Annotated in this window: 3 protein-coding genes and 3 pseudogenes; 5 read left to right on the forward strand and 1 reads right to left on the reverse strand. The window is 72.3% G+C overall.

The genetic code is table 11. The annotated features are described in order from the left end of the window. Nucleotides 1-474 (reverse strand): annotated as a pseudogene (locus tag F3T56_RS49130) (PEP/pyruvate-binding domain-containing protein); the annotation flags it as partial. 400 nt (nt 475-874) lie between these two features. On the opposite strand from F3T56_RS49130, the pseudogene F3T56_RS45065 reads away from it, so the two are divergent. The 5 genes and pseudogenes from F3T56_RS45065 to F3T56_RS49135 form a co-directional block, all read left to right on the forward strand. After that, nucleotides 875-1,018, forward strand: a pseudogene (locus tag F3T56_RS45065) (type I glyceraldehyde-3-phosphate dehydrogenase); the annotation flags it as partial. A 53-nt stretch (nt 1,019-1,071) separates the two neighbouring features. After that, nucleotides 1,072-2,082, forward strand: a complete 1,011-nt coding sequence (locus F3T56_RS45070; protein ID WP_149831261.1) for a 2-hydroxyacid dehydrogenase — start codon at nt 1,072-1,074, stop codon at nt 2,080-2,082. Between the two features lie 95 nt (nt 2,083-2,177). After that, nucleotides 2,178-3,194, forward strand: a complete 1,017-nt coding sequence (locus tag F3T56_RS45075) for an Acg family FMN-binding oxidoreductase (protein WP_149831251.1) — start codon at nt 2,178-2,180, stop codon at nt 3,192-3,194. A gap of 50 nt (nt 3,195-3,244) precedes the next feature. Continuing rightward, nucleotides 3,245-4,018 (forward strand): HAD family hydrolase, encoded by a 774-nt coding sequence (locus F3T56_RS45080; RefSeq protein ID WP_149831252.1) that lies wholly within the window; start codon nt 3,245-3,247, stop codon nt 4,016-4,018. After that, nucleotides 4,015-4,799: pseudogene (locus tag F3T56_RS49135) on the forward strand (glycoside hydrolase family 65 protein); the annotation flags it as partial. The gene F3T56_RS45080 and the pseudogene F3T56_RS49135, both read left to right, overlap by 4 nt.

Consider the following 4,799-nt stretch of genomic DNA (forward strand, 5'->3'; position numbering starts at 1 on the left):
TGAGCAGCGTCATGGCCTGCTCGAACAGGGCGGAGTCGACTCCCATCACCGTGCTGCCGAACCTCTGCACGAGGCGACGGTAGGAGTCCCAGGCGAAACGCTCGCTGCCGGACACCTTGGCCAGGCCCAGCACGGAATCGTCGTTGAGGCCGATGTCGAGGACCGTCTCCATCATCCCGGGCATGGAGAACCGGGCGCCGGACCGTACGGACACCAGCAGCGGATCGTCCGGCTGCCCGAGGCGGCGCCCGGCGGACTCCTCCAAGGCGGTCAGATGCCGGGAGACCTCCGGGACAGGCCCTCGGGTTCCGCGCCCGTCGACAGGAAGGCACGGCAGGCCTCGGTACTGACGATGAAGCCGGGCGGCACCGGCAGACCGAGCCGGGCCATCTCCGCCAGATTCGCTCCCTTGCCGCCCAGCAGGTCGGCCAGATCACGACCGCCCTCGTGGAAGTCGTACACGTAACGGACCATGACGTCGCGCTCCTCAGCTCTCTCGGCCGGGTTCGCGCCGCTTGCCGTTCCAGGCTCGGACGGAGGGCGATACGGCGCCACGTGCCGGCCGTCCCGGGCGGTGGGCCGATCGGCCCGGACGCGACAACCCGATACGGGTCTTCCCGCTCGACGTGCGTCCGCCGGACGGCGGCGGGGTGACCGTCTGCCGCGAGCCGCGAGCCGCGAGCCGCGAGCCGCGAGCCGCGAGCCGCGAGCCGCGAGCCGCGAGCCGCGCTCCCGCGGAGGCCCCGCTGGACTCCGCTGGGCCGAACGTCCCTCGGCCCGCCCCCGTCCGGCCCATCCGCCGTCCGCCGGCGCGCCCGCAGGCTGGGGGCGCGTCCCGGCACACCGCTGGGCACCGGTCGGAAGGACGAGGGACATGGGCGTACGCGTGGGCATCAACGGCTGCGACCGCATCGGCCGCAATTACCTGCGGTGCGTGCTGGAACGCGCGGAGCACGCCTCCGGCACCCCGGTCGAGGTGGTGGCGGTCAACGACATCACCTCACCGGCCACGCCGGCCGCCCCGGCCTACGGTGGAAGGGTGACCTGTCGTCCATGAGTGGAGAAGGACACATGGAGATCGTCGCGTACGGCGTCCTCGGGGACGAGGAGCCGCTGCTGCGGGCGGCTTTCGACCGCGCGTTCGCCGGCCGTCACGGGCTGCGCTGCCTGGGACTGTTCCTGAACTGGGACTCCGCCCCGACCGCGGCCGGCCACGAGGTTGTGCTCTGCGGTGTCAACGACACGCTGGACGCGGAGGTGCTGGGCTCGCTGGCCGCGGGCGGCACGCGGATGATCGCGCAGCGGGCCACCGGCTTCAACAACATCGACCTGGTGGTGGCCGAGAGGCTGGGGCTGACGGTGGCGCGGGTGGCGTCCTACTCGCCGTACTCGGTCGCCGAGTTCGCCTGGGCGCTGGCGCTCGCCGTCGACCGCCGGATCGTACGGGCCGCCCACCGCACCCGTGAGTTCGACTTCCGGCTCGACGGACTCATGGGCCGCGACCTGCACGGCCGTACGGCCGGAGTGATGGGCACCGGCAGGATCGGCACCGCGTTCGCCCGGATCGCCCATGGCTTCGGCATGCGACTGCTGGGCTGGGACATCACCGAGAACCCCGACTGCCTGGCCCTGGGCACGAAGTACGTCGAGAACGAGCGACTGCTCGCCGAGTCGGACCTGGTCAGTCTGCACGTGCCGCTGACGAGCGACACCCACCACCTGGTGGACGCCGAAGCCCTGGCGATGATGAAGGACGACGCCGTCCTGATCAACTCCAGCCGCGGCGGCCTGGTCGACACCGACGCCCTGCTGGAAACTTTGCGCGCCGGGCGGCTGGGCGGGGTCGGACTGGACGTATACGAGGAGGAGGCCGGGGTGTTCTTCCTCGACAAGTCCCTGGAGGTGATGACCGACGAACGCCTCGCCCGCCTGATGACCTTCAACAACGTCCTGGTCACCTCGCACCAGGCGTACTTCACCCGGGACGCCGTCGGACAGATCGCCGACACCACCGTCCACAACATCGAGGACTACTTCGCGGGCCGCACCGGCGACAACACGCTCGTTCCCGCAAGGGTGTGAGCATGCGGCAAGGCGTGAGCATGCGGCAAGGCGTGAGCATGCGTCGGGCACCCGCCGACCCGGACCGCCGCCCGGCGGCGGGGCAGGAGGTTGCGATGGCCAGGCGACAGATCGACATGGACACGGTGACCACCCTGGTCGCGGCAGCCGCGGCGGCCCCTTCCCTGCACAACGCCCAGCCGTGGAGCTTCCGCTTCCACACCGACCAGGGCGTCCTGCTGCTGCGCGCCGATCTGGAGCGTGCCATGCACCGCACCGACCCCGGCCACCGTGCCCTGCACATCGGATGCGGGGCCGCGCTGTTCAATCTGCGCGTCGCCGCCGCGTACGCCGGATTCACCGTACGGAACCGGCTGCTGCCCCAGCCCGCGGATCCGCTGCTGCTCGCCGCCGTGCACCTGGACGATCCCGATGAACCGGAGCAGGAGGCGGACGACCTCGCACGTCTGCATCCCGCCATCGCACAGCGCCACTCCAGCCGCTACCCCTTCGAGGAGAAGGACATCCCGGACGCCGTACGGACCGCACTGCGGGCGGCGGCGGCCGGGGAGGGCGCCGAGTTGCTCTTCCCGGGGCCCTGGCACACCGAGTCCCTCCTGGAACTGGTCCGCGACGCGGAGAGCCGCGACGCCCTCGACCCCGCCGGGACGGAGGACCTGCACCGCTGGACCCGGCTCGGGCCGGAGGCGGACATCGCCACCGACGGCGTCCCCGAGTACGCGTTCGGGCCGCGTCGGAGGGACGGCAGGGCTCCCCTCCGCGACTTCGCCGGGCGGCGGCCGGTGGCCGACCGCGGCACCACCGGGTTCGAGCGGCATCCGCACCTCGCGCTGCTGAGCACCCGCGGCGACGCGCCCGCCGACTGGCTGATCGCCGGCCAGGCGCTGGAACGCGTCCTCCTCGAAGCCACCCTCGCCGGCCTCGCCACCTCCCTGACGTCCCACCCCCGGGAAACCCCCGACCTTCGCCTGCTGGCCCGCGACCCGCTCTCGGGCACGGGCCACGTCCAGATGGTGCTGCGCATCGGATACGGCCCCCACGGCCCCGCGACACCCCGGCGCCCCGTACGGGAAGTCCTGGACATCGCCCAGGGGCCGAGCGGGACCGGGTGAGGGGCCGCCATGGAAACCCGGGAGATCGACTCTCACATGAAGGAGTCCCCATGACCGAGTCGAGTCGCACACGTGACCCGGCCGACGCCCTCTCACCCGTACTGCGCAAGGTCGAGGCCGTCGTGTTCGACACCGACGGAGTGATCACCGACTCGGTCCGGGTGCACGCCGCCGCATGGCAGACCGCCTTCGACGCCTTCCTGCGCGACCACCCGCCCGCGGACCCGCGCCATCGGCGGCCGTTCGACCCCCGCGACGACTACCTGCGGTACGTCGACGGCAAGTCCCGTGTCGACGGAGCCACGGCCTTCCTCGCTGCACGTGGCTACGATCCGCCCCCCGAGCAGGTCCTCGCCGTCGCCGCGCACAAGGAGCGGCTGTTCACCGAGCGACTGCGTGAGCACGGCATCGACGCCTACCCGGGCACGGTGCGCCTCCTGCACGCCCTGCGCCGCGCGGCGGTGCCCATGGCCGCGGCCTCCGCGTCCCGGCACGCCCGCGAACTGCTGACCCGCGCCGGCGTACTCCACCTGTTCGACGCCCTGGTCGACGGCGGTGAGGCGGCCCGCCTGGGCCTGCCGGGCAAACCGCGGCCCGACCTGTTCCTGGAGGCGGCACGCCGGCTCGGCGTCCCCGCCGACCGGGCGGCCGTCGTCGAGGACGCCCTCGCGGGTGTGGAGGCGGGCCGCCAGGGCGGTTTCGCCCTGGTCGTCGGCGTGGACCGCGCCACCGGCAAGGAATCCGCGGCGAGACTGCTGCGGCAGGGCGCCGACATCGTCGTACGGGACCTGGGCGAACTGCTCGTGCGAGGAGCACCGGCGTGACGACCACGACGTGGGAGTACGAGGACTACGAACCGGCGGACGAGCGGCTGCGGGAGTCGCTGTGCACGCTCGGGAACGGCTACTTCGCCACCCGGGGAGCGCTCCCGGAGTGCGCTGCGGACGACGTGCACTACCCCGGCACCTACGCGGCGGGCATCTACAACCGCCTGACCTCCGAGGTGGCCGGTCGCTCCGTCGAGAACGAGGACATGGTCAACCTGCCGAACTGGCTGCCGCTGCGGTTCCGGCTGCCCGGAGGGCGATGGCTCACACCGGACACGGCGACGGTGCTCGACCACCGGCTGGTCCTGCACCTGACCTCGGGCCTGCTGGAGCGCCGGACGCGGTACGACCTGGGCGACGGCCGGACACCGAAGGCACTGACGGTGCGCCAGCTTCGGCTCGTACACATGGCCGACCCCCATCTGGCCGTGCTGCGCACCGAGTTCACGGCCGAAGGGTTCTCCGGGCCACTGGAGGTCGAGGCGGCTCTCGACGGAAGCGTCACCAACGCCGGTGTGGCGCGCTACCGGGACCTGGACGGCCGTCACCTGACCCATGTGCACACCGGCACGGCCGCCGCCCCGGGCACAGTGTGGCTGCGCTGCCGTACCCACACCTCGGACATCCGGATCGGCATGGCCTCCCGGCTCACCGCCGACGCACCCGTCGCCATCCGCATTCACCACGACCACCCGTACGCCATCCAGCAGTTGACCCTCGACCTGGCTGCCCCCGAACGCACCGCCACCATCGACAAGACCGTCGCCCTGCACACCTC

The organism is Streptomyces tailanensis (assembly GCF_008386495.1).
Lineage (GTDB): Bacteria > Actinomycetota > Actinomycetes > Streptomycetales > Streptomycetaceae > Streptomyces > Streptomyces tailanensis.